This is a genomic window from Variovorax sp. GrIS 2.14 (assembly GCF_046115955.1).
GTDB lineage: Bacteria > Pseudomonadota > Gammaproteobacteria > Burkholderiales > Burkholderiaceae_C > Variovorax.
Genome location: NZ_JBJXIA010000004.1, coordinates 274,374 through 297,449 on the forward strand (window position 1 = coordinate 274,374; position 23,076 = coordinate 297,449).

At 64.2% G+C, this 23,076-nt stretch carries 21 protein-coding genes and 1 pseudogene; 7 read left to right on the forward strand and 15 right to left on the reverse strand.

The genetic code is table 11. The features are described 5' to 3' along the window. Positions 1-105 precede the first annotated feature (105 nt). From RCH10_RS09485 to hppD, 3 genes are all read right to left on the reverse strand, one after another. Positions 106-588, reverse strand: coding sequence for a GreA/GreB family elongation factor (locus tag RCH10_RS09485; protein ID WP_409052157.1), 483 nt, complete (start codon positions 586-588; stop codon positions 106-108). A gap of 254 nt (positions 589-842) precedes the next feature. After that, positions 843-1,760, reverse strand: coding sequence for a phenylalanine 4-monooxygenase (phhA, locus tag RCH10_RS09490; RefSeq protein ID WP_409052158.1), 918 nt, complete (start codon positions 1,758-1,760; stop codon positions 843-845). A gap of 2 nt (positions 1,761-1,762) precedes the next feature. Then, a complete protein-coding gene (gene hppD, locus RCH10_RS09495) occupies positions 1,763-2,851 on the reverse strand; it encodes a 4-hydroxyphenylpyruvate dioxygenase (protein ID WP_323497982.1) in 1,089 nt (362 codons plus the stop codon). 118 nt (positions 2,852-2,969) lie between these two features. Between hppD and RCH10_RS09500 the strand changes: the two genes are divergently transcribed. After that, complete coding sequence (locus tag RCH10_RS09500) at positions 2,970-3,452, forward strand: Lrp/AsnC family transcriptional regulator (RefSeq protein WP_187052401.1); 483 nt, start codon at positions 2,970-2,972, stop codon at positions 3,450-3,452. 100 nt (positions 3,453-3,552) lie between these two features. Beyond that, positions 3,553-4,797: a D-alanyl-D-alanine carboxypeptidase family protein gene (locus RCH10_RS09505; protein ID WP_409052159.1), complete on the forward strand. Its 1,245-nt coding sequence runs from the start codon at positions 3,553-3,555 to the stop codon at positions 4,795-4,797. Between the two features lie 99 nt (positions 4,798-4,896). Here RCH10_RS09505 and RCH10_RS09510 read toward each other — a convergent pair whose 3' ends face one another. The 7 genes and pseudogenes from RCH10_RS09510 to RCH10_RS09540 form a co-directional block, all read right to left on the reverse strand. Further along, positions 4,897-6,006 carry a redoxin domain-containing protein gene (locus RCH10_RS09510; protein WP_409052160.1) on the reverse strand — a complete coding sequence of 370 codons (1,110 nt, stop codon included), beginning with the start codon at positions 6,004-6,006 and terminating at the stop codon, positions 4,897-4,899. 81 nt (positions 6,007-6,087) lie between these two features. Continuing rightward, entirely contained in the window at positions 6,088-6,876 is a 789-nt protein-coding gene (locus tag RCH10_RS09515) for a GNAT family N-acetyltransferase (protein ID WP_409052161.1), read from the reverse strand. After that, positions 6,873-7,292 carry a GNAT family N-acetyltransferase gene (locus RCH10_RS09520; protein WP_409052234.1) on the reverse strand — a complete coding sequence of 140 codons (420 nt, stop codon included), beginning with the start codon at positions 7,290-7,292 and terminating at the stop codon, positions 6,873-6,875. The genes RCH10_RS09515 and RCH10_RS09520 overlap by 4 nt, the downstream gene beginning before the upstream one ends. A gap of 108 nt (positions 7,293-7,400) precedes the next feature. Next, a pseudogene (gene trmB / locus RCH10_RS09525) lies at positions 7,401-8,141 on the reverse strand (tRNA (guanosine(46)-N7)-methyltransferase TrmB); the annotation flags it as partial. Further along, the gene (gene gluQRS, locus RCH10_RS09530) at positions 8,141-9,070 is read right to left on the reverse strand and encodes a tRNA glutamyl-Q(34) synthetase GluQRS (protein WP_409052162.1); all 930 of its coding nucleotides are present in this window, start codon (positions 9,068-9,070) and stop codon (positions 8,141-8,143) included. The pseudogene trmB and the gene gluQRS, both read right to left, overlap by 1 nt. Next, entirely contained in the window at positions 9,067-10,095 is a 1,029-nt protein-coding gene (locus RCH10_RS09535; protein ID WP_323501740.1) for an FAD-dependent oxidoreductase, read from the reverse strand. The genes gluQRS and RCH10_RS09535 overlap by 4 nt, the downstream gene beginning before the upstream one ends. A gap of 164 nt (positions 10,096-10,259) precedes the next feature. Beyond that, positions 10,260-11,213, reverse strand: coding sequence for a LysR family transcriptional regulator (locus tag RCH10_RS09540; protein WP_323498000.1), 954 nt, complete (start codon positions 11,211-11,213; stop codon positions 10,260-10,262). Between the two features lie 146 nt (positions 11,214-11,359). Between RCH10_RS09540 and RCH10_RS09545 the strand changes: the two genes are divergently transcribed. The 4 genes from RCH10_RS09545 (at position 11,360) to RCH10_RS09560 (ending at position 14,117) form a co-directional block, all read left to right on the forward strand. Then, positions 11,360-12,061: a pirin family protein gene (locus tag RCH10_RS09545; RefSeq protein ID WP_409052163.1), complete on the forward strand. Its 702-nt coding sequence runs from the start codon at positions 11,360-11,362 to the stop codon at positions 12,059-12,061. 76 nt (positions 12,062-12,137) lie between these two features. Beyond that, positions 12,138-12,578 (forward strand): DoxX family protein, encoded by a 441-nt coding sequence (locus RCH10_RS09550; protein WP_409052164.1) that lies wholly within the window; start codon positions 12,138-12,140, stop codon positions 12,576-12,578. A 48-nt stretch (positions 12,579-12,626) separates the two neighbouring features. Next, positions 12,627-13,190, forward strand: a complete 564-nt coding sequence (locus RCH10_RS09555; protein ID WP_187052390.1) for a flavodoxin family protein — start codon at positions 12,627-12,629, stop codon at positions 13,188-13,190. 15 nt (positions 13,191-13,205) lie between these two features. After that, positions 13,206-14,117: a pirin family protein gene (locus RCH10_RS09560; RefSeq protein ID WP_409052165.1), complete on the forward strand. Its 912-nt coding sequence runs from the start codon at positions 13,206-13,208 to the stop codon at positions 14,115-14,117. A 42-nt stretch (positions 14,118-14,159) separates the two neighbouring features. Here the strand turns inward: RCH10_RS09560 and RCH10_RS09565 are convergent, their stop codons facing one another. The 5 genes from RCH10_RS09565 to RCH10_RS09585 form a co-directional block, all read right to left on the reverse strand. Further along, on the reverse strand, positions 14,160-15,719 hold the full coding sequence (locus RCH10_RS09565; protein WP_409052166.1) for a tripartite tricarboxylate transporter permease: 1,560 nt from the start codon (positions 15,717-15,719) through the stop codon (positions 14,160-14,162). A 4-nt stretch (positions 15,720-15,723) separates the two neighbouring features. Then, positions 15,724-16,242, reverse strand: a complete 519-nt coding sequence (locus RCH10_RS09570; RefSeq protein ID WP_409052167.1) for a tripartite tricarboxylate transporter TctB family protein — start codon at positions 16,240-16,242, stop codon at positions 15,724-15,726. 99 nt (positions 16,243-16,341) lie between these two features. After that, complete coding sequence (locus tag RCH10_RS09575; RefSeq protein ID WP_409052168.1) at positions 16,342-17,949, reverse strand: sensor histidine kinase; 1,608 nt, start codon at positions 17,947-17,949, stop codon at positions 16,342-16,344. Next, positions 17,924-18,628, reverse strand: coding sequence for a response regulator (locus tag RCH10_RS09580; RefSeq protein WP_409052169.1), 705 nt, complete (start codon positions 18,626-18,628; stop codon positions 17,924-17,926). Before RCH10_RS09580 ends, RCH10_RS09575 begins: the two co-directional genes overlap by 26 nt. 59 nt (positions 18,629-18,687) lie before the next feature. Next, on the reverse strand, positions 18,688-19,473 hold the full coding sequence (locus tag RCH10_RS09585; protein WP_409052170.1) for a sulfurtransferase: 786 nt from the start codon (positions 19,471-19,473) through the stop codon (positions 18,688-18,690). Positions 19,474-19,535: 62 nt separating this feature from the next. Here RCH10_RS09585 and dnaE point away from each other — a divergent pair, with 62 nt between their 5' ends. Continuing rightward, positions 19,536-23,051 carry a DNA polymerase III subunit alpha gene (dnaE, locus tag RCH10_RS09590; RefSeq protein ID WP_409052171.1) on the forward strand — a complete coding sequence of 1,172 codons (3,516 nt, stop codon included), beginning with the start codon at positions 19,536-19,538 and terminating at the stop codon, positions 23,049-23,051. The last annotated feature ends 25 nt before the right edge of the window (positions 23,052-23,076 follow it).

Consider the following 23,076-nt stretch of genomic DNA (forward strand, 5'->3'; position numbering starts at 1 on the left):
TTTCAAAGTACTGCTGACCTTGCCAGCCAGCCGGTATGTTCACGACGCCTGCACGTCTGCTGACCTCGGCCAATTCGGCGTGAACTTACTTGCGGCTCTTGCGGCCTAATGAACTCGCAGCACCTCAAACTGCTGTCGGATTGGGGCGACCTGTATCGACACCTCATCACCCTCGCATTTGCCCAGCATGGCCCTGCCCAAAGGGGCTTCGCTGCTGATGACCTGAACGCGTTGAGCGCCGCTGACCAACTTCATGCTGCCCCCATCCGGGCCGAGAAAGAGCTGTTGCTGCTTGTCCTCGGAATCGACCAGGCAGACCAGCGCGCCGAGCTGTATGCCTTTGCTGGCGTCGTAGGGACGCGGGCGGAATTGGCGCCAATTGGCCATCGCCTGGCGGATGGCTTCGGCGCGCCGAGCTAGGCCGGTGGCCAGGTAGGCGGCTTCGAGTCCCAATGTGTCGTATTTGTTTTCGGCGATGTTTTCTTCGTGGGTCGCCGTTTCATGGGCCGCTCGCACGGCCTGTTCGGCTTGCAGCAGGTCTTCGGCGAGCCGTTCCAGCACCTGCTGTTGCAGCAAGAATTTATCCATGATGAAAGGTAGGCGTCTGGAACAAGCGGGGGGGCAGGTCTTGATTATGAAGGGCTCCACCAGCCTTCGACGCTTCCGTTGGCTGCAGGTTAACTTCAGCTATGGACCCTCTGCCGACCATCGCACTTATCTGGCGGGCCGGGCGTCACGACCGGTGGTCATCCAGTGATGGCGACTGCGCTTTGGAGAAATCAGCCTGAACGCGATGTCGTGGTGCGGGTTTCAAACAGACAAAAGGCCCGTGTCGCCCCGACTCAGCCAGCGGCCTTTTTACGCTTGTCGTAGTGGTAGCGACCCGTTCCGCGTGCGAGCACGGTGTCGCTCGCCAGCACTGTGCCCGGATCAAAGTCGGGCTGGCCTGCGATGCGTTGATACAGCGGCGCGAAGTCGATCTTCGCGAGCTTTAGCAACTGCTCCAGGTTGTCGATGACGAAGTAACTTTCCTGGAAATCGTCGATACGGTAGTTGGTTCGCATCACCCTTTCCAGATTGAAGCCAATGCGATTGGGCGATGCGTCGTCGAGCGAAAAAGCCGTCTCCGTGAATGACGACGCGATGCCGGCGCCATAGATGCGCAGCCCGTCCGGTTGCTTCAGCAGACCGAACTCCACCGTGTACCAGTAGACGCGCGCGAGCTTGTCGAGCACGCCGAGCTTTTGCGCGCGCAATCCGCCTTCGCCATACGCCTGGATGTAGTCCGCTATGGCCGGGTTCATCAGCATGGGCACGTGGCCGAACACGTCGTGGAACACGTCGGGCTCTTCCAGGTAATCCAGTTCGTGCGGCTTTCGGATGAAATGACCCGCCGGAAATCGTCGATGCGCCAGATGTTCGAAGAACACCTCGTCAGGCACCAGGCCCGGCACCGCGACCACCTGCCAGCCTGTCTTCTTCATCAGCACGTCGCTGAGGCGCCGGAAATCCGGAATCTCATCCGCCCCAATGGGCAGATTGCGCATGCCTTCGACGAACTCGTCGCACGCACGGCCCGGCAGCAGTTTCGACTGGCGTTCGAACAGGGTCTTCCAGACGCCATGCTCGGCAGCGGTATAGGCTTCCCAGCCCTGGTCGATGGTCCAATCGGCGCGCCGGGGCTGGCCCGCATCGCCGGCCGCCAGACCGTGTTTGGCACTCTGGACTGCGGCGGTATCGAGGCAAAGCACGGACGCCACCTTCAGGCCGTTTGCAGCACGCCGCGTCGAACCTGATCCCGCTCGATCGACTGGAACAGCGCCTTGAAATTGCCTTCACCGAAACCGTCGCTGTAGTCACCCTTGCGCTGGATGAACTCGAAGAACACCGGGCCACCGAAGGCCGTCTGCGAGAAGATCTGCAACAGCAGGCGCGGGGTCCCGCCCTCGGTCGTGCCGTCCAGCAGGATGCCGCGCGCCTGCAGCTCCGAGATCGGCTCACCGTGGCCGGGCAAGCGCGTCTCCAGCATCTCGTAGTAGACGTCGTTCGGCGCGGTCATCAGCGGCACGCCGGCAAGGCCGAGCTGGTCGATCGTGTCGACGAGGTTGTCGCTCAGCAGCGCGATGTGCTGGATGCCTTCGCCGTTGAACTTCATCAAATACTCTTCGATCTGGCCCGAGCCTTTGGACGATTCCTCATTCAGCGGGATGCGGATCTTGCCGTCGGGCGCCGTCAGCGCCTTCGAGGTGAGGCCTGTGTACTCACCCTGGATGTCGAAGTAGCGGATCTCGCGGAAGTTGAAAATCTTTTCGTAGAAGTTGGCCCAGAAGGTCATGCGGCCGCGGTACACGTTGTGCGTCAGGTGATCGATCACCTTGAGCCCGTGCCCGACGGGATGGCGTTCGACGCCTTCGATGAATTCAAAGTCGATGTCGTAGATCGACTTGCCATCTTCGAAGCGGTCGATCAAGTACAGCGGTGCGCCACCAATACCTTTGATCGCAGGCAAGCGCAGCTCCATCGGACCCGTGGCAATCTCGATGGGCTGAGCGCCGAGTTCGAGCGCACGGGCATAAGCCTTGTGCGAGTCCTTGACGCGAAATGCCAGGCCGCAGGCAGACGGGCCGTGCTCGGCGGCGAAGTACGCAGCCGGGCTGTTCGGCTCGCGGTTCACGATGAAGTTGATATCGCCCTGCCGGTAGAGCACCACGTCCTTCGAGCGGTGCTTTGCTACCAGCGAGAAGCCGAGCTTTTCGAAGAACGGTTCGAGCGTGTTGGCCTCGGGCGCGGCGAACTCGACGAACTCGAAGCCTTGCAGTCCCATGGGGTTGTCGAAAAGGTCGGTGCTCATGCCGTCTCCATCAGTGGGTGGTTTGTGATGATTCGATCCTAAGGATGAGGCAAGCAGTTTTCCTGCAAGTTCACGCTGCGCTTGCGCATTGACGCAGGAATCCTGCAACATACCGCTGATGTCTGCACCAATCGAACTCGATCAAATCGACCTGCGCGTCCTTCGCGTGCTCCAGGCCAGCGGCCGAGCCACCTACGACGAGATCGCACAGGTCGTCAACCTGTCGCCTTCCGCCACGCTTCGGCGGGTGAAGCGCCTCGAGGAATCGAAGGTCATCTCGGGCTATGTCGCCCTGCTCGATCCTGAGGGCGTGGGGCTTGCACTCACGGCCTACATCAACGTCCGACTGGAAAAGCACTCCGCCGTGCACAAGCGCAGCCCGATGGATGCATTTCGCGCGTCCGTGCAAGCCTGGCCCGAAGTGGTCGAATGCAGTTCGCTGACGGGTGACATGGACTACCTGCTTCGCGTTATGGTGAGCGACATGGCGCACTACTCGCGCTTCGTGATGGAGACATTGCTCAAGCATCCGAGTGTTCAGGACTGCAAGACGAGCTTCGTGCTCGACACGGTCAAACGAACCACGGCGTTACCTTTTTAAGCAGCGGCAATGCCGCTGTCGTGGATTCCAAGGCCTGAAAATGCAGGCTGATCGAAACCACCGCTCCGATTCACCACAAATTTCGTTAAGCCCCTGACTCATGCAAACAATGCGCCTTTCCGCTCTTTCCATCGTTGTCGCGATCGCCTCAGGCGTCGTCTTACCGTACTCGGCGTCCTTCGCGGCCTCGGATCACGCCGCCAAGCCGGCAGCTGCCAAGAAGCAGGCGACCACCAAACCTGCGGCGGCGCCAGTCGCCGCGCAGGCCAGTACGGCCGGCGGCCCACCGGCGCTGCCCGCCAAGGCGTGGCTGCTGATGGACTTCGACTCCGGCGAGGTGCTTGCTTCTGACAACCCCGATGAAGCGCTGCCGCCGGCGTCACTGACCAAGATGATGACCAGCTTCCTGGTCGAGCAGGCGCTTCGATCGGGCAAGCTCAAGAAGGAAGACCTTGTTTCGGTCAGTGAGTACGCCTGGTGCCGCGGATCGAGCACCGAGTCGTGCATGTACCTGCCGCTCAACAGCCAGGCCACGGTGATCGACATCCTGCGCGGCATCATCGTCCAGTCGGGCAACGACGCGTCCAAGGCGATCGCCGAACACATGGCCGGCTCCGAGGAGAACTTCGCCAAGCTCATGAACGCCGAAGCCCAGCGCCTCGGTATGACGCACACGCATTTCGTGAACGCGACGGGCCTGCCCGCTCCGGAGCACAAGTCGTCTGCGCGCGACCTCGCTATCCTGGCGCGCGCCATCATCCGCGACAGTGCCGACTTCTATCCGATCTATGCGGAGCGTGAGTTCAAGTACAACAACATCAAGCAGGGGAACCGCAACGCGCTGCTCTACACCGATCCCACGGTCGACGGACTGAAGACCGGCCACACCGAGGAAGCGGGCTACTGTCTTGTCACGTCGTCCAAGCGCAACGGGATGCGTCTGATCACGGTGATCCTCAACACCAGCAGCGCAAAGGCACGTGCAGACGAGACGCGCTCGCTGCTCGGATGGGGCTTCGCCAACTTCGAGCAGGCCACGCCCATCCAGCCCAACACGGCGGTGACAGCTGCCAAAGTCAACTTCGGCAAGGCCGACACGGTCCCCGCGGTTCTGGGGTCACCATGGACAGTGACCGTGCCGCGCGGTCAAAAGGTGCAGACCGCAGTGCAGATCAAGCCTGGGCTGGAGGCGCCAGTGACCAAGGGCGCGGTGATCGGCAAGGTGGTTGCTAGCTCGAACGGCAAACAGGTCGGAGAAACACCGCTGGTCGCGCAGGCCGATGTGGAACGCGCGGGCCTGATGCTGCGCTCATGGCAGCGCGTGACCGGATTGTTTGGCAAGTAAATTTGCGGGTACGCCAACGGCGGCATAGCCGTTGCGCGTGCACTGCTCGCCCTGCAACCGCATCCTCCACCCACGGTAAGTTCTAGTTACCGTGAGGTGTCATGGTCCGTCGCGGATATCGGCCGGCGGGTAGTACGGCTTGTCGGCCCTTGCATCGAGGCGTGCCCAGAAGTCCGCACCAGCCGCCAGGCCTCGCGCGTCGCGCTCCGCGTGCTGCCGCCAGATCGCCCACGAGTCGGGATGCAGTTGCGACGCGGCGTCGAACTGCGCCCTGGCTTCTGCCTCGCGGCCATCGCGCAGCAGCACCTGTCCTAACCTGAAGCGCGCGTGCGCTTCGGCGATGCCGGCATCGGGAACTTGCAGGCGCTTCAACACTTCGTCGGGGCTCATGACATGGCGGCTGGCCGAGCCGTTCAGTGCCCAGTCGCGCGCCGCGTCGAAGTACGCCGCTTTGGCGCGGGCGCGTCGGGCCAGCACCTCGGCCGGCAATGCATTCGTGGTTCGATCGCGTTCGTTGAAGCCGTCGGTCGAGCCGGCGCTCTCGGGCGGACGCACCATGCGGCCGGTCTCGTCGATCCACACCGCCTGCGGCACGTTGACCAGGTTGTAGAGCTCGGCGACGCGGTGCTCTCGATCGATCAGAGATGGGAAGGTGAGAGCGGCTGCTTCGATCCAGGGCCGTGCGGGCTCGGGCTCGTCGAGCGCGATCGCCAGTACGGTAAAGCCATGGTCTTTGGCCGCTTCATGCAGGGACTGCCACACGGGCAAGTCGAACCTGCAGCCTCACCAAGAGGCCCACGTGCTTAGAAATACTCGCTGCCCGCGCAAGTCCGACAGGCGATGCATGCGGCCTTCCAGGTCGGGTAGCTCGAAGTCCGGGGCCTGCAGGCTGTTCAGGGCATCGGCGCGATTGGCGGCGCCTTCGCCGAGCACCCACACGCGGCCGCTCTCGTCATGCACGACCGGCCAGCCGGCGTAGCGCCAGAAGGCGGCAAGATCGAGCCGGTCGCCATCGACGATCGGAGCGTCGGCGTTGCGCGGCACGGGCATGCAGGTGTCGTCGCGGCACAGGCCTTGCGGCTTCCATTCCCAGCCGGTGGCCTCGTGGATCTGGGTTGCGTCGAGCCACAGAGCGTCGGTGGCTGGCGCATCGGTGAGTGGTGCGTCCGAGATCACAATCTCGCGCGTGTCGTGAAAGATGCGGATCATCTGCAGTACTCCGGGCTCAAGAGGTGGATGGGGGGGGACGGGACATCCTGCCACGGCAACTGGCGCAGGTCGGGTCGAGGGTCAATCCTTTTTGGCCAGTGGGGCCGAACCCAGCCGCGCGAACAGTTTGTCCGGCACCCGATAGTGGTAGCCATAGAAGTCTTCGAACCCCAGCTGGGCATACAGGCGCCGCGCGATTTCGTTTTGCTCACGCACCTGGAGGTAAGCAGACTCCGCGCCCTTCGTGCGGCCCCATTGCATCAGTGCGCAGGTGAGCACACGACCACGACCTTGCCCGCGTCGGTGCGGCGCCACGACGATGTCGTAGAGGCCCACTGCGCCACGTTCCAGCACCGCCAGCCCAAAGCCGATGGCCTCGCCGTGGTCCTGCAAGGTGGCGAAGGCGCTCGGCAGCGCGATGGAGCGCACCATAGCGTGGTGCAGTTCGTGGTTCGTCGACGCGATGCCATTGGCCGCGGCGATGCCATCGAGCCAGTCAGCTGATGGTGCGGCTGAGATGTTCACTGATGCGTGCGGCGCCGCAGCACTCAGCGTCGCACGTGCCACCTGCGTCGGGTCGAAGAACCCGTATCCGGCATCGGCCAGTTCGCGGTCGGCCTCTGGCGTCGCCAACGGTGACAAACGGAAAACAGTCGGAAGTCCATGCTGCGCATAGAAGGTTTCCGCCGCGCCCCGCACGCCCTCGAAAGATGCGCCCGCATCGGCAGCGTTGACCGAGTTGGCACGCTTTGTATAGCCGCCGCTCATGCGAAACAGCCAGCCGTTGAAGAACACCGTCTCGCGCGCAGGCCACGCGTTGAAGCTGCGCTGTTCGAACGCGCGGACCGTTGCGAGGTCGAGCAAGGTCACGCGTCCAGCCTCAACGCATAGATCCGCGCCGTCACTTCCTGGCCGCCCATGATGTCCTTGATGCGATCGGTGAGTTGCCAGCCGCGTGATTCGTAGAAACCGATGGAGGCCGCGTTGTCGTCCAGCACGCGCAGGTGCATGTGCGTGGCGCCGCGAGCTTTGGCCCACTCTGCCGCGGCCGCGAGCAGGGCAGTGCCGGCGCCGGAGCCCTTTTGGTCGGGCATCGCGTGCAGGTTGTCGAGGTAGGCGCCGCCGGTGTCGTCAGGCGCCAGCACGCGGACGAAAGCCATCGGCTGACCGTTGCGTTCGGCGATCAGCACGTTGCCGGTGTTGGCCCTGAGTTCGTCTGCGCGCGACTGCCAAAGCGCGAGGCTTTCGGCTGCCATGTCGTTGTCGAGATAGGTATCGGAAAGCATGCCGCGGTAGGTGGTCGCCCGGCTGCGGGTGTGGATGTCGGCGATGAGTGCGGCGTCAGGAGCGGTCGCCTTGCGCAGCACGATGGGTGGCTGCTGCTGCGTTTCCGCCCTACGTTCGAACACCACGTCCCACACGCCATGCCCCAGCTTGATGCCGCGGTTCTCGAACTTGGTGAGCGGGCGGTAAGCGGGCTTGGGGGCATAGCCACTGGCATCGACCGCCGTATTGCGCAGCAGCGGTTCGTGCGCGAGCACTTCGAGGATCTGCTCGGCGTACGGCTGCCAGTCGGTCGCGCAATGCAGATAGCCGCCGGGCTTCAGGTGCGCGGCCAGCTTGGCGACGAAGGGCGACTGCAGCAGGCGCCGCTTGTTGTGGCGCTTCTTGTGCCACGGGTCGGGGAAGAACACATGCACGCCGTCGAGCGTGTCGGGCTGCAGCATGTGGTCGAGCACCTCGACCGCGTCGTGGGCGCAGATGCGGATGTTGGTCAACTGCTGTTCGCCGATGCGCTTGAGCAGGGCGCCCACGCCGGGCTCGTGCACTTCGCAGCACAGGAAGTTGGTGTCGGGCATGGTCGCGGCGATGGATGCAGTGGCTTCACCCATGCCGAAGCCGATCTCGAGCACGGTCGGCGCCACGCGGCCGAACACGGTGGCGAGGTCGATCGACTCTTCGCTGTACGGCAGCAGGTACAGCGGACCCAGTTCGGTAAAGGCGCGCGCCTGGCCGTCGGTGGTGCGGCCGGCGCGGCGCACGAAGCTTTTCAGGCGACGGTGCAATGGATGGGTCGGGTCCGAGGATGGCGTCGGGTCTTCGGGGTCTTGGGGGGTGTCAGGCAGTTGGGTCATCACGGCGGCGGATTGTAGAGAGCGGCCCATTGCGGAACCCATGATGTGAGCGCGTCGGACGGCGATATCGCTTGTTGTGCGGGGGGCAGGCCGAGAACTCGCGCCGCCTTGTCGAGCTCGGCCAGCGCGGCTTGCGGCGTGCGGGTGTCGAACGAAGCCGCGCCTGTCTGCTTCGACAGTTTCTCGCCATCGGCACCTAGCACCAGCGGCGTGTGCAGATAGCGCGGCGTTGGCAGGCCCAGTGCGCGCTGCAGCAATAGCTGGCGTGCGGTGTTGTCGGTCAGGTCTTCGCCGCGCACGACGTCGGTGACGTGCTGTTCGGCATCGTCGACCACTACGCGCAGTTGATAGGCCCACGGTCCGTCGGCGCGGCGCAGTACGAAGTCGCCGACCTCCTGCGCCACGTCTTGCCATTGCGGGCCGAGCCGGCGGTCGATCCAGGTGACGCCCTCGGTCGGGTGCGCGGCTTCGAATCGGGCCGTGGCAAAGCGCCAGGCACGCGCGGGCTTGCCATCCAGTCCGTTGCGACAGGTGCCTGGGTACACGCGCTCGCCATGGCGCGTGTGCGGCACACCTTGCTGCGCGAGTGCGGCGTCGATCTCGGCGCGAGAGCAGGCGCAGGGGTAGGCAAGGCCGGCGGCCACCAATCGATCGAAAGCCTGTTGGTAAGCCAGCAGGCGTTGCGTCTGCCAAACCGGCGGCTCATCGGACACGAGCGCACATGCGGCCAACTGTTCGAGGATGCTTTCACCTACACCGGGCAGGCAGCGCTCTGTGTCGCCGTTTTCCATGCGCACCAGCCAACGACTGCCTTGCGCACGCGCATCGAGCCAGCTTGCCAGCGCGGCGACCAGCGAGCCCGCGTGCAGCGGGCCGGTGGGCGAGGGGGCGAACCGCCCGGTGCGGACAGCGCGCCCCGATGCGGTCACAGTGCGGCGAGAGCGAGCGAGAGTCCGGACAGAAAAGCGTCTTCGACCCGATGACCCATGCACCAGTCGCCGGCGATGCCGATGCGGGCTTTCGCATCCCACAGGTGCGACTTGCCGACCGGCACTTGGGTCTGCGCCTCGGCCCAGCAGCGCGTCTTGGCAAATGAAGGTTCGGCACGGATCCCAGTGATCTCGGAGAAGGCGCGCAGCAGCTTGGCCTCGATGCGGGCGCTGTCGTCGCGCAAGTGTTCTTGCGACCACGGTGCGCTGGCTTGCAAGGTCCAGCGTTCGACACGCTCGCGTCCCGGCTTGGACGATTCGCGCGTGAGCCAGGCCACGCGATGGTGCGTGCTGCGCGCCGCGTTCCACTGCGGACCGAGGTGCGACATGTTGGCCTGGTTGGCCTGCGGAAACGCGATCATCAATGTCCAGCATGGCGCGATGCGGACCTTCTCGATCTTCTGCGTGATCGTGGGCGAATGGGTGCCGAGCAGCTGCCGTGCGCGTGAAGGTGGCACCGCGAGCAACACCGCATCGAAGCCCGAATACACATGCACCGAGTCGTCTACACCGGCGGTACGCAACTGCCAGCGCTTGCCGTCGATAGTGTCGCGCTCGATCTGCACGACGTGCGTGTCGGTGACGACGCTGCTGCCCAGCGGCACAGCCCATTGCGCGACCAGCGCATCCATGCCCGGCTGCGCCACCCAATGCGGCTCCCGCGACGGCAGCGCGGCTTCAGCGACTAGACCATGGGCATCCAGCACGCGCACGGCGTTGGCGCTCCATCGCTTGCACAGGCCGGGCGTGGTTTCGATGGCGGCGGCGAAGCGCGGATCGCGCACGGTGAAGTACTGCGCGCCGGTGTCGAAGCGGCCGAACTGCGTCTTGTCGCTCGCCATGCGGCCGCCGACCTGCGACTCGCGCTCGAACACCGTGACGCGGTGACCGGCCTGCACCAGCGTGCGCGCGGCGGCAATGCCCGCGATGCCGGCGCCGATGACGGCGTAATGGCGCTCGGCCATCTTCGGCTTCGCAGTAGACGTCGAGGTCGAAGCCAAAGTTGCAGTGGTTTTGAGGGCCGGGGAGATGGCGCTTCGATGGCGCTTGGCAGTTGGGCTTTTGGTCATGGAAGGTCTCTCTTTTTTTGACGGGATGAATGACAGTCGGCTTGCACTCTACATCGGCTTCAGCGGCCCCGGTGCCACCCGAGCAGCGCCTTGCGAGTTCCCTCGTGGTCGAACTGCGCGAGCCACCATTCGAGGGCGCGGCCGGGCTTGCCTGCGCTGGGCACGCGCCAGGCGCAATGCATGGTCGCAACGGGCAACACACGCGAGGTCGAACGCTCGACCAGATGGCCGGCCTCGATGTAAGGGCGTGCCATCGGCTCGGGCAAAAAGCCACCGCCGAGCCCATGCAGTTGGGCGGCCAACTTGGCTGCCATCGAGCCGACGGTGAGCACGTCTTGCCCACCGACGAGGTTGACCGTCATGGTGGGCCCGGAGCGCGACGAATCGGCTGCGGCCACCGCACGATGCTGTCGCAGCACCTCGTCGGTCAGCACGCCTTCGAGGCGTGCCAGCGGATGCTGCGGCGCGACGGCGTAGACGAAGCGCAACTCGCCGATCGGGCGGCTGCGGATGCCGGTCGCGGTGAAGGCCAGGCTGGCGGCATCGAGCACGCTGCCGATGGCCAGGTCGGCCTCACCCGTCGTCAATGCCTCGATGGTGCCGAGCAGCGTTTCGTCACGCAGCTTCAGGCGCGTGGGTGGATCGATCGCATAAAAGGCGCAGGCGAGATCGAGGATCGGTTCGCGCGGGATCACGCTGTCGATCGCCACCGTGAGCATCGGTTCCCAGCCGGTTGCGACCCGCTTCACGCGGTTGGCGACGGCATCGATTTCATTGAGCATGCGGCCCGCTTCGCGCAGCAACTCCGTGCCGGCTTCGGTGAGGCGAGCTTGCCTTGCGCTGCGGTCGAAGAGAAGCACGTCGAGCGCGTCTTCGATCTGGCGAACGCGATAGCTGAGCGCGCTCGGCACCAAGTTGAGTGCGCGGGCGGCGCCGGCAAAACTGCCGGTGCTTACGACGGTCTGCAGCATCGACAACGCGTCGGGGGTCAAGACATCACGAGGGGTTGGCATGGCCGATCATCGTTCAAATAATTTGAATGGTGCCATCAAATCGCGATGCTTTTGCAAGTGACAACCCGGCATAAAGTCACTTCTATCCGCTACGCATACGGCGCGGCAGTTAGCAAGGCCCCTCGACAGGGGCAGAGGTAATCCAAATGTTGACAGTCAGGAAATCACAGGAACGCGGCTATGCAGACCATGGCTGGCTGCGCTCGTTTCACAGCTTCTCTTTTGCGGGCTATTACGACCCGGCGCACATGGGCTTCGGCAACCTGCGCGTCATCAACGAAGACCGCGTGGCGGCGGGTGGCGGCTTTGGCACCCACGGCCACAAAGACATGGAAATCATCAGCTACGTGCTGTCGGGCGAACTCGCTCATAAAGACAGCATGGGCAACGTGAAGTCCATTCCGCCGGGCGACGTGCAACGCATGAGCGCAGGGCGCGGCGTGCAGCACAGCGAGTTCAATCACAAGGCCGACGAGACCACGCACTTTTTGCAGATCTGGATCGAGCCCAAGGAGCGCGGTGTGGCGCCCGGCTACGAGCAGAAGAAGTTCGACGACGCCGAAAAGCGCGGCAAGCTGCGCCTCGTCGCATCGCCGGACGGTGCCGAAGGCTCGGTCACCATGAACGCCGATGCGCGGTTGTTCGCAGGTCTCATCGACGGCGACGAGAAGGCAAGCCTCACGCTCGACCCGACGCGCAAGAGCTACGTGCAACTGGTGCGCGGCGAGCTCGAAGTGAACGGCCAGAAGTTGTCGGGCGGCGACGCCGCGATGATCGAAGGCGAGTCGAAGATCGAACTCGGTGCCGGCAAGGATGCCGAAGTGCTGGTATTCGACCTCGCCGCTTAGTCCCAGAGGGCCGTCTACGGACGGCCCTTTCTCTTGTCAGACCCTTTTCTCTTTTTTTCAACTCAGGAGTATTTCAATGGCCTCAACCACCGCACCCATGTCGTCGTCCGGCGTCACCACCACCTCGATGCAAGACGTTCTGGCGCTCGTCGGCCGCATCCTGATCGCGTACCTGTTCATTCCTGCAGGCATCGGCAAGCTCATGGGTTTCGCCGGCACCGTCGGTTACATCACCTCGGCCGGCCTGCCGTTGCCCGAAGTGGCCGCGGTGATCGCGATCATCGTGGAACTTGGTTTCGGCATCGCGCTGCTGCTCGGCTTCAAGACCCGCATCGTCGCCATCGTGCTGGCTGTGTTCACCGTGGCTGCTGCGCTGGCTTTCCACAAGTACTGGGCTGCCCCTGACGCGATGAAGATGATGCAGACCATCAATTTCAACAAGAACATCGCCATTGCCGGTGGCCTGCTTGCGCTCGCTGCTTTCGGTGCCGGCCGTTTGAGCATCGACAAGCGCTGAGTCGCTGCATCCACTCCACCCAACACGTCCATCTCCGAAGGAATCAACATGTCCAAGATCGCAGTCGTTTTTCATTCCGGCTACGGCCATACTCTGCGCATGGCGCAAGCCGTGGCAGAAGGCGCCGGCGCCGAGCTGGTGCAGATCGATGCCGACGGCAATTTGCCTGAAGGCGGCTGGGAGACCCTTGCAGCAGCCGATGCCATCGTCATGGGCTCGCCGACCTACATGGGCAGCGTGAGCTGGCAGTTCAAGAAGTTCGCAGACGCTTCGTCCAAGCCATGGTTCTCGCAAGCCTGGAAAGACAAGATGTTTGCCGGCTTCACCAACAGCGCCACCATGAACGGCGACAAGCTCTCGACGCTGCACTACCTTTTCACGCTGGCAATGCAGCAGGGCGGTCTCTGGGTCGGCACGGCCATCATGCCGAGCAACAGCAAGGCGGCGCAACGCAACGATGTCAACTACGTCGGTTCGTTCAGCGGCGCCATGGCGCAGTCGCCTTCGGATTCGTCGCCGGCCGAAATGCAGCAGGGCGACCTCGACACCGCACGCCTGTTCGGCGAGCGCGTGGCCAAGGCCAGCGCACGCTGGGCTTCTGCAAAAGCCTGATGCAATATGTCGGCCATGACTGCACTTCAACTGCTGACACCGGCCGACAAAGACCTCGGCGGCGGCTTTAAAGTCCGCCGCCTCCTGCCTTCGGCCAAGCGCCGATCGGTCGGGCCTTTCGTGTTCTTCGATCACTTCGGCCCTGCCACCGAAACACCGGGCAGCGAGCACGATGTGCGACCGCATCCGCACATCGGCCTGGCCACGGTCACCTATCTTTTCGAGGGCGCGATGATGCATCGCGACAGCCTCGGCAATACGCAGGAAATTCGACCCGGCGCAATCAACTGGATGACGTCGGGTCGCGGCATCGTGCACTCCGAGCGCAAGCCGGACCAGCTCAAGGCCGACACCTACGTCAACCACGGCTTGCAGCTATGGGCCGCCCTGCCGCTGGCGCATGAAGAGGCCGAGCCCAATTTCGCGCACACGGCTGCAGCGGACATCCCATCGTGCGAAGAGCAGGGTGCCAAGGTGCGCGTGCTCCTCGGCAGCGCGTTCGGCGAGACATCGCCGGTCAAGACGTATGCGCCGACCGTCTACCTCGATGTGCAGTTGAAGGCCGGCGCGAGTTTCGTACTGCCGGCGCTGGCACCCGAGCTCGCGGTGTACGCGGTCGATGGCGATGTGTCGGTCGACGGCACCGCTGTGCCAGCGCACACGATGGCGTTTCTTCAGGAAGGTGCGGGAGCCACGCTGCACGCATCGGCCGATGTGCAACTCGTGGTGATCGGCGGCGAGCCGCTCGACGGGCCGCGCTACATCACCTGGAACTTCGTTTCGAGCCGTCGCGAGCGAATCCTGCAGGCCGGCGCCGACTGGGCCGCCCAACGCATGGGCCATGTGCCAGGCGAGACGGAGTTCATTCCGCTGCCGGGCCACCCGTTCGGGGTTCAGGAGCCGGACGTTAAAAGCACGCCCGCCTGATCGTCGGCTCGGATCGACCCCGCAGGGCCGATCGTTCGTTGCTTACTCGTTGACAGCCGGAGTCGCGTCGAGCGGTGGCTGGGGCAGGTCGAGACCCGGCACCGGTGTCTCACCATGGCGGCCGCGCCATGCCGAGAAGATCACGCCAGCCAGCAGCAGCACGCACAGACCGATGAAGGTGCCGCTGATCGGCCGTGTCACGAACACCGTCATGTCCCCGCGCGAGAGCAACAGCGCACGGCGGAAATTCTCTTCGACCATCGGCCCGAGGACGAAGCCCAGCAGAATTGGTGCGACCGAGAATTCGAGTGACATCAGCAATGCGCCGATCAGTCCGAAGGCCAGCACTTCCCAGATCTGGAACAGGCTGTTCTGCGTGCTGTAGACGCCCACCGCAATGAAGAACATCGCAGCCGGGAACAGGTACTTGTAGGGCACGCGCAGGAGCTTGACCCAGACGCCGATGAGCGGCACGTTGAGCACCACCAGAATGACGTTGCCGATCCAGAAGCTGGCGATCAGGCCCCAGAAAATGTCCGGATGCTCGGTGATCAGTTGCGGGCCCGGCTGGATGCCCTGAATCAGCAGCGCACCGAGGATCAGTGCCATCACTGCGTCGCCCGGAATGCCCAGGCTCATCGTCGGGATGAAGTCGACCTGCGTCTTGGAGTGGGCCGAAGCCTCGGGTCCCGCCACGCCTTCGATCATGCCGGTGCCGAACTTGTGCGGCGTCTTCGAGATCTTGCGTTCCAGCGCGTACGCGATGAAGGTCGTGATGGTCGGGCCGGTGCCCGGCATCGCACCGAACACGGTGCCGACGAGGGTGCCGCGAATCATCGCCGGGAAGGCACGCTTCAGCTCGGCTTTGCTCGGACGCATGTCGGCCAAGGTGAGCTTGGCGCTGCTGTCGACGGCTTTCATGCGGTTCACGTTGAGCAGGAAGTCGGCCACGCCGAACAGGCCCATCGAAATCGCGGTGAGCTCGAGCCCGTCGCTCAGCTCGGGCAGGCCGAAGGCAAAGCGGAAGCTGCCGCTGTTGACGTCGGTACCGACCACGCCGCACAGCAGGCCGAAGAGCGTCATCGCCACGCCCTTGAGCGGCGAGCCGCGCGACATGGTGGAGCCGGCCAGCAAGCCCAGCAACATGATCGAGAAGATCTCGGTCGGGCCGAACTTGAAGGCGATCTGCACCAACAACGGCGACGCGAAGATCATGACGATGATCCCGACCGACGCCGCGAAGAACGAGGCGATCATCGTGATGCCCAGCGCGACCCCGCCCTTGCCCTGCTTGGTCATCGGATACCCGTCGAGACAGGTCACCGCATGCGGCGGATGCGAGGGCATGTTCAGCAGGATGGCACCGATGGCGCCGCCGTACTGCGAGCCGTAGAAGATGCCGGCCAGCATCAGGATGGCGGGCACCGGATGCATCACGTAGGTGAGCGGCAGCAGGATGGAGATGGCTTGCAGCGCACCCATGCCCGGCAGTACACCGATCAAATTGCCGACCAGCACGCCAAAGAAGGACCACAGCAGGTTGGTGCCCTGAAAGGCGACGCCGAAGCCGAACCAGAGGTCATGAAGCGATTGCGAAATCATGATGTCAGCCGCCCCACTGGAAGAGCGGCAGCTGCAGTTGCAGCGCCCACCAGAACACCACCACGGCGATGGCCGACATGGCGAGCGACAGCAGTCCGGCTTCGATCAGCGTGTTGTCGCGGTCGCCCAGCGCCGAGATGAAGACGATGGCGAAGGTCGCCGGCAGCAGGCCGCCGTACACGCCCAGCAGCAAGAAGGCCAGGATGGCCAGCACGATGCAGACACCACCGCGAATGTCCGGCATGCCGCCGGGATGACCGTGCGACACGGCAGGTTCTGCGGATGGCTTCGGGTTGCGCGCGGACGCAGCGATCATGACGCCGACCAGCGCCAGCAGCGAACCCAGCGCGACCGGGAAGAAGCCCGGCCCCATGCGCGCGAGTTGGCCGACGCGGTAGTCGACGCCGGCGACTGCGGCAGCGACGCCGACGAGCACCATCAGCGCGCCGCCGTAGTAATCCTTCTTGAACCGGGCCTTGAGGGGCGATGTCGCCCCGGGCGTACCGGCGTGCTGCTCTTGCATAGGTCTCCTTCGATTGAAGGAGGCAGTCTAGAAATGGAGCCTTTCAATCGGCTTTCGATGGGCTCTCTGCCGCCCTGTCGGCGTTCAAAATACGTGTAATCACTTAAGGTTCACTAAGGGTAAACGAAGGGTCGCACGGAGCCCCGCACCCGCTGTGCTGGCAGGTCCGCTCGCGCCGTCCGCACTTCCGGCATCCGCCAGTTCGATGTCGCCGTGATTGCGGCGCGCGTAGCTGCGCGCGATGGTGAGCCCGAGGCCTGCGCCCTGCGTGGCGCGCGCCTCGCTCGACGCGTCTCGCTGAAAGCGCTGGAACACGCTGGCACGCCGATCCGCGCTGATGCCCGGTCCGCTGTCGCAGACCTCGGCCAGCGCGTAGCGCGCATCGCGCCGTACGGACACGGTGATGCTGCCGCCGCGCGGCGTGTACTTGATGGCGTTGTGCACGAGGTTCGACAGCACCTCGTGGAGCTCGGCTTCGTTCGCATGCACGGGCAGCACCGGCCGCGTGGGTTCGCCGTCTGCATCGAGCGCTGCGGCTTCATCCGTGCGCTCGAAGGGGAAGTCGCCACGCGCATCGATCCAGCCCAGATCCTGATCGTTTTCCCGCGCGAGCGGCAGGTATTGAAGCACCACGGCGCGCGCCACGGCGTTGAGGTCGACGAGCGCGGGCGCGCCACCCGCGTTGTCCTGGTGCGTCGCATGTGCCAATGCCAGCAATTGCTCGCTGAGCCGGCGCGTGCGCGCCAGTTGCGTCACGATGGCGCGCAGCGATTCGCGCATGCGCTCGGGGTCGGTTTCACGCACTGCATAGCCGGCCTGGATCGACAGGATCGCGAGCGGCGTGCGCAGTTGGTGCGATGCATCCGCAAGGAACTGCGAATGCTCCGCCACCATCGTGCGGTGGCTTTCGATGTGGTGGTTGACGGCGTCGACCAGCGGCATCACCTCCTGCGGCATGCCGGTCGGGTCGAGCGGCTGCAGGTCGTCTGGCTGACGCTCGCGCAGGGAGGCGCGCAGCCGTTCGAGCGGGCGCATCGTCCATGCGACACCCATCCAGATGAGCAGCGTGACGACCACCAGCATGCGGGTGTCGCGCCACAGTTCCTGTTGCAGCGATTCGTTGACGGCACGCGCGCGCGGGCCGGTGCTTTCGGCCGCCTGGATCAGTACCTGCCAGGCGGCGTTGCTGCTGCTGTCGCCGGCGCCTTGGATGTCGTGAGTGCCGCGGGTGTCGTACACGGTCTGACGCAGCGCCGCGATGCGCACCGGCCGCCCCTGGTACCAAGCGTCGTAGAAGACCGGCTTGCCTACGCTTTGCTCAGGCGGCGCGACCGGCGGCGGAGGCAAGTCGGGTACGCCCATGAGCGTGGTCTCCGGGCCGTCTGTGCCCACGGGCGTGATGCCGACATGCAGGTGCTTGTAGCGCGCACTGGTCGCCGCGAACATCGCTTCGACCGAGAAGGCTTCATGCACCTGCACCTTGCCGTCTGGCCGCACGACGATGCTGTTGCCGAGCGCCTTGACCGGTTCCAGCAGGCTTTGGTCGTAGGCGTTGGCGACGGTTTCCGAAAGGGCGTGATAGTCGTTCCAGCTGTCGAGCGCGAGCAGCGCGACGATGCCCGGCAGCAGCAACGCGAGCAGCCGCGCCCGAATGCCGAAGCGACGTGGCTCAGTGTTCTTGTCAGCGCGCGTTGGAGACATCGACATCGACCACTGCATCCCCGGTGCTTTCGAGCATGTAACCCAGTCCGCGCACGGTGACGATGCGAACGTCGCTGCCCTCGAGCTTGCGCCGCAGCCGGTGCAGGACGACCTCGATGGCGTCGGGCCCCGCGGTACTGTCGTTGGTAAACACCTTGCCGAACAGGTTCGACTTGCTCACCGGTGCACCACTGCGCATCAAGAGGGCGGTGAGCGCGGCCTGTTCGCGCGGCGTCAGCGGCAGCAACGCGCCTCGCAGCGAGAAGGCATGGCTCTCGCCGTCGTACGAAAGCGAGGCACACTGCATGCGCGGGTGTTGTCGTCCGCGACTGCGTCGGACCAATGCCGCAAGGCGCGCCTCCAGTTCGGCGACCTCGAAGGGCTTTGTCAGGAAGTCGTCGGCGCCGAGGTTGAGGCCGCGCACACGGTCTTGCAACGCGCCTTGCGCAGTCAGGATCAACACCGGCGTGCGGTTGTCGGCGTCTCGCATGTCGGCCAGCACGCTCATGCCGTGCTTGTCGGGCAGTTGCAGGTCGAGCACGATGGCGTCGTATTCGGTGCCGACCATGAAGGCCTCTGCCGTGCGGGCGTCGGGCGCGTGGTCGGCTACGAAGCCGCTTTGCGTCAGCGCGCGGACCAGCCAAGAGGCCATGTCGAGTTCGTCTTCAACCAGGAGGATGCGCATGGCGCGGACAATACCCGAGCCTGCCTGACGCCTACCTGCCGAGACTGGCAGGTGCGCGATCAGTGCTTGATTGCGAGGTCCGGGTCTTCGGGTGCGCGAGCGCTGGCGTGCGTCGAGCGCGCGCTCAGGTCGGGTGCGAGCGCCCGACGGCCGTCGAAGACGAAGCAGTCGCCGCGGTAGTGCGCGCCGCCCACGGTCTCGAAGTATTTGAGGATGCCGCCTTCGAGTTGGAGCACGTCGGCCACGCCTTCTTCGCGCATCAGGATGGCGGCTTTCTCGCAGCGGATGCCACCGGTGCAGAAGCTCACGACCGTCTTGCCGACCAGTGCTTCGCGATGCTCTTCGAGCGCTTGCGGAAACTGCGTGAACTTGTCGATGCGCCAGTCGACGGCGCCTTCGAACGTGCCTTCGTCGACTTCGAAGGCGTTGCGCGTGTCGAGCATGACGATCTGTTTGCCGGCATCGTCATGACCCTGGTCGAGCCAGCGCTTCAGCGTGAGCGCATCGACGCCCGGCGCACGACCGGCTGCGGGTTGAATCGCCGGATGGTCCATGCGGATGATCTCGCGCTTGCACTTCACGAGCATGCGACGAAACGGCTGTGTGGCGGACCAGCTTTCTTTGGTTTCGAGGTCGGCAAAACGTTCGTCTGCGCGCAGACCGGCCAGGAATCCGCGCACCGCCTCCGCCGCGCCGGCGAGAAAGAGGTTGATGCCCTCTGGCGCCAGCAAAATCGTGCCCATGAGGCCGGCCGACAGGGCGCGCGAACGCAGGTCTTCGCGCAGCATGGACGCGTCGTCGATGCCTACGAATTTGTAAGCGGCGATATTCAAAATTTCTTGCACAGCCCGCCATTTTAGAGAGCGCTGAATCGCATCGTGAAGTGCCGAGTTTCTACAATCGATCCATGTTCGTTCACCTCCGCCTGCACACCGAATTTTCCGTCGTCGACGGTACCAATCGAATCGACGAAGTCGTCGCCGCCGCCGCTGCCGACAAGCAGCCGGCGCTGGCCATCACCGACCTGAACAACCTGTTCGGTGCGGTCAAGTTCTACAAGGAAGCGCGCAGCAAAGGCGTCAAGCCCGTCCTGGGCTGCGAAGTCATGCTCGAAGGCCTCGGCGCCGAAATCGGTGCAGTGACGCGCATCGTTTTGCTGGTGCAAAACACCGAGGGTTATCTGCACCTCTCGGAGTTGCTGGCGCGCGCATGGACGCAGAACGTCGGCCGCGGTCAGTCGCAAGCGGTGTGCAAGCTGGCATGGCTCGAAGAGTTGCAGGGCGGGCTCATCTGCCTGTCGGGCGCGCAAGCCGGGCCGCTGGGCGCGCCGCTGTTGCAAGGCCATGCCGAGCGCGCAACGGCGGTCGCCTTGCAACTCGCCAGCCTGTTCCCGCATCGCTTCTATGTCGAGTTGCAGCGCGCCGGTCGACCCGAAGACGAGCCGCACGTCATCGCCGCAGTGCAACTCGCTGCACGCCTTAAATTGCCGGTGGTCGCGACGCACCCGGTGCAGTTCGCAGACCGCGAGGGTTATGAGGCGCACGAGGCACGCGTCTGCATTTCCGAAGGCGAAATTCTTGGCAATCCGCGCCGTGTTCGCAAGTTCACGCGGGAGCAATATTTCAAGTCGGTCGCCGAGATGCAGCAGCTCTTTGCCGATGTGCCGAGCGCTGTCGCCAACACGGTTGAAATCGCCAAGCGCTGCAACCTGACGCTGGTGCTCGGCAAGCCGCAGTTGCCGAACTTTCCGACGCCTGAGGTCGATGGCGCGCGCATGCCGATCGACGAGTTCTTCCGCGTCGAATCGTTCGATGGACTGGAGGCGCGGCTGGCGCATCTGTACCCCGATCTCGCAAAGCGCGATGTCGAGCGGCCGCGCTATGTCGAGCGGCTCGAGTTCGAGATCAACACCATCCTGAAGATGGGTTTCCCCGGCTACTTTTTGATCGTGGGCGACTTCATCAAATGGGCCAAGAACAACGGCTGTCCGGTGGGGCCGGGCCGCGGTTCGGGCGCTGGCTCGCTCGTCGCTTATGCGCTCAAGATCACCGACCTCGATCCGCTTGAATACAAGCTGCTGTTCGAACGTTTCCTGAATCCGGAACGCGTGTCGATGCCCGACTTCGACATCGACTTTTGCCAAGGCAATCGCGACCGGGTGATCGACTACGTGAAGGACAAGTACGGGCGCGACGCGGTGAGCCAGATCGCCACCTTCGGCACCATGGCCGCACGGGCCGCGATTCGCGACGTGGGCCGCGTGCTCGACATGAGCTACATGTTCTGCGATGGCATTAGTAAGCTCATCCCGAACAAGCCGGGACAGCCGGTGACGATCCAGTACCCACCCAACCCGAAGGTCGAGGGCGACAAGAACAACTACGCCATCGAGATGGAGCCGCAACTCGCGGCCCGCATCGAGAAGGAAGAAGAAGTTCGCATGCTGGTCGAGCTGGCGCAAAAGCTCGAGGGCATGACGCGCAACATCGGCATGCATGCGGGCGGCGTGCTCATCGCGCCCGGCAAGCTCACCGACTTTTGCCCGCTGTACCAGCAGCCCGGCAGCGACTCGGCGGTGAGCCAGTTCGACAAGGACGACGTTGAAGCGATCGGCCTGGTCAAGTTCGACTTCTTGGGACTCGCTACGCTGACGATCTTGGAGATCGCCAAGGACTTCATCATTGCGCGACACAAGGGGCAGGAGAAGTTCGCCTACGAGGACATCAAGCTCGACGACGCGCATACCTATCGCCTGTTCTCGGAAGGCAAGACGGAGGCGGTGTTCCAGTTCGAATCGCGCGGCATGCAGGGCATGTTGAAAGACGCGCGGCCGACGCGGCTCGAAGACCTGATCGCGCTCAACGCGTTGTATCGGCCGGGGCCGATGGACCTGATCCCGAGCTTCGTCGCGCGCAAGCACGGCCGCGAGCCGGTCGAGTACCCGCATCCGCTGGTCGAAGAGATGCTGTCGGAGACCTACGGGATCATGGTCTACCAGGAGCAGGTCATGCAGACCGCGCAGATCCTGGGCGGCTATTCGCTCGGTGGCGCTGACCTGCTGCGCCGCGCGATGGGCAAGAAAAAGCTCGAAGAAATGGCCGAGCACCGCGAGATTTTTCGGAAGGGCGCGGCGGTCAACAAGATCGGGCAAGAGAAGGCCGACGAGATCTTCGACCTGATGGAGAAGTTCGCGGGATACGGCTTCAACAAGTCGCATGCCGCTGCTTACTCGCTGCTGGCATATCACACCGGCTGGTTGAAGGTCCATTACACGGCCGAGTTCTTCTGCGCGAACATGACCGTTGAAATGGACGACACCGACAAGTTGAAGGTGCTGTTCGAAGACGCGATCAAGAACTTCGGCATCAGCTTCGAGCCGCCGGACGTGAACCGCGGCAACTACCGCTTCGAGCCGGTAACGGACAAGTCGATTCGCTATGGCTTGGGCGCCGTCAAGGGCACCGGGCAGTTCGCGGTCGAGGCGATCGTCAAGGCGCGCAACGCCGGCGGGCCTTTCAAGAGCCTGTTCGATTTTTGCGTGCGCGTGGATCGGCAGCGCATCAACAAGCGCACGGTCGAGGCGCTCATCAAGGCGGGCGCCTTCGACTCGATCCAGCAGAACCGCGCGTCGCTGATCGCGTCGGTCGACAAGGCCTTCGATTTCGCGAGCGCTACCGAAGCCAACGCTTCCCAGGTCGATATCTTCGGCGACAGCGAGCATGGCTCGGCGACGCAAGAGCCGGAGCTGGTCGACGCCACGCCATGGGGGGTGAAGGAGCGTTTGACACTCGAGAAGACGGCCGTCGGTTTCTATCTGTCGGGACACCTGTTCGACGAGGTCGCGCACGAGGTGCGGCGCTTCTGCAAGCGCGAGGTGGGTGACCTGATGGACAGCCGCGAACCGCAAATCATCGCGGGCATCGTGAGCGATTTTCGGGTCATCAACGGACAGCGTGGTCGGTTGGCGATCTTCAAGCTCGACGACAAGTCGGACTCGATCGACGCGACCGCCGACGAGGCACTTTTCAATGCCAATCGCAACACGCTGAAGGACGATGAACTGGTGATCGTGAGCGGCAAACTGCAGCCGGGTCGCGGAGGTTTCGAGGCGCGTTTTCAGGTGCAGCAGGTGTGGGACCTGGCCAGTGCGCGTTGCCGCTTCGGCAAGTTCCTGCGCGTGGCAGTCAATGGCAAGGCGCCGGACATTGCGCGTATCGCCCGGGACTTTCCACCGCGCACCGAGATGGGCGAGCACGGTGAATTGCGGCAGGGGCTGCCGGTGCGTTTGTCGCTGGCGCGGGGCGGGGCGCAGGTTGAATTGCAGCTGGGGGAAAGCGCGAAGTTCTTCCCGACCGATGCGGCGCTGGCCAGCTGGACGGCGCAGGCTGAAGCGGGCAAGGCCGCGGTGATCTACGAGTTGTAGATCACCGGCCCAGTCAACGCTTCGG

Coding starts and splice junctions, on each gene's coding strand:
- RCH10_RS09485 (WP_409052157.1), bottom strand. CDS start 588: ATGGATAAATTCTTGCTGCAACAGCAGGTGCTGGAACGGCTCGCCGAA.
- hppD (WP_323497982.1), bottom strand. CDS start 2,851: ATGAGCACCGACCTTTTCGACAACCCCATGGGACTGCAAGGCTTCGAG.
- RCH10_RS09500 (WP_187052401.1), top strand. CDS start 2,970: ATGTCTGCACCAATCGAACTCGATCAAATCGACCTGCGCGTCCTTCGC.
- RCH10_RS09505 (WP_409052159.1), top strand. CDS start 3,553: ATGCAAACAATGCGCCTTTCCGCTCTTTCCATCGTTGTCGCGATCGCC.
- RCH10_RS09520 (WP_409052234.1), bottom strand. CDS start 7,292: ATGCTTTCCGATACCTATCTCGACAACGACATGGCAGCCGAAAGCCTC.
- RCH10_RS09535 (WP_323501740.1), bottom strand. CDS start 10,095: ATGGCCGAGCGCCATTACGCCGTCATCGGCGCCGGCATCGCGGGCATT.
- RCH10_RS09540 (WP_323498000.1), bottom strand. CDS start 11,213: ATGCCAACCCCTCGTGATGTCTTGACCCCCGACGCGTTGTCGATGCTG.
- RCH10_RS09545 (WP_409052163.1), top strand. CDS start 11,360: ATGTTGACAGTCAGGAAATCACAGGAACGCGGCTATGCAGACCATGGC.
- RCH10_RS09550 (WP_409052164.1), top strand. CDS start 12,138: ATGGCCTCAACCACCGCACCCATGTCGTCGTCCGGCGTCACCACCACC.
- RCH10_RS09555 (WP_187052390.1), top strand. CDS start 12,627: ATGTCCAAGATCGCAGTCGTTTTTCATTCCGGCTACGGCCATACTCTG.
- RCH10_RS09560 (WP_409052165.1), top strand. CDS start 13,206: ATGACTGCACTTCAACTGCTGACACCGGCCGACAAAGACCTCGGCGGC.
- RCH10_RS09565 (WP_409052166.1), bottom strand. CDS start 15,719: ATGATTTCGCAATCGCTTCATGACCTCTGGTTCGGCTTCGGCGTCGCC.
- RCH10_RS09570 (WP_409052167.1), bottom strand. CDS start 16,242: ATGCAAGAGCAGCACGCCGGTACGCCCGGGGCGACATCGCCCCTCAAG.
- RCH10_RS09575 (WP_409052168.1), bottom strand. CDS start 17,949: ATGTCGATGTCTCCAACGCGCGCTGACAAGAACACTGAGCCACGTCGC.
- RCH10_RS09580 (WP_409052169.1), bottom strand. CDS start 18,628: ATGCGCATCCTCCTGGTTGAAGACGAACTCGACATGGCCTCTTGGCTG.
- dnaE (WP_409052171.1), top strand. CDS start 19,536: ATGTTCGTTCACCTCCGCCTGCACACCGAATTTTCCGTCGTCGACGGT.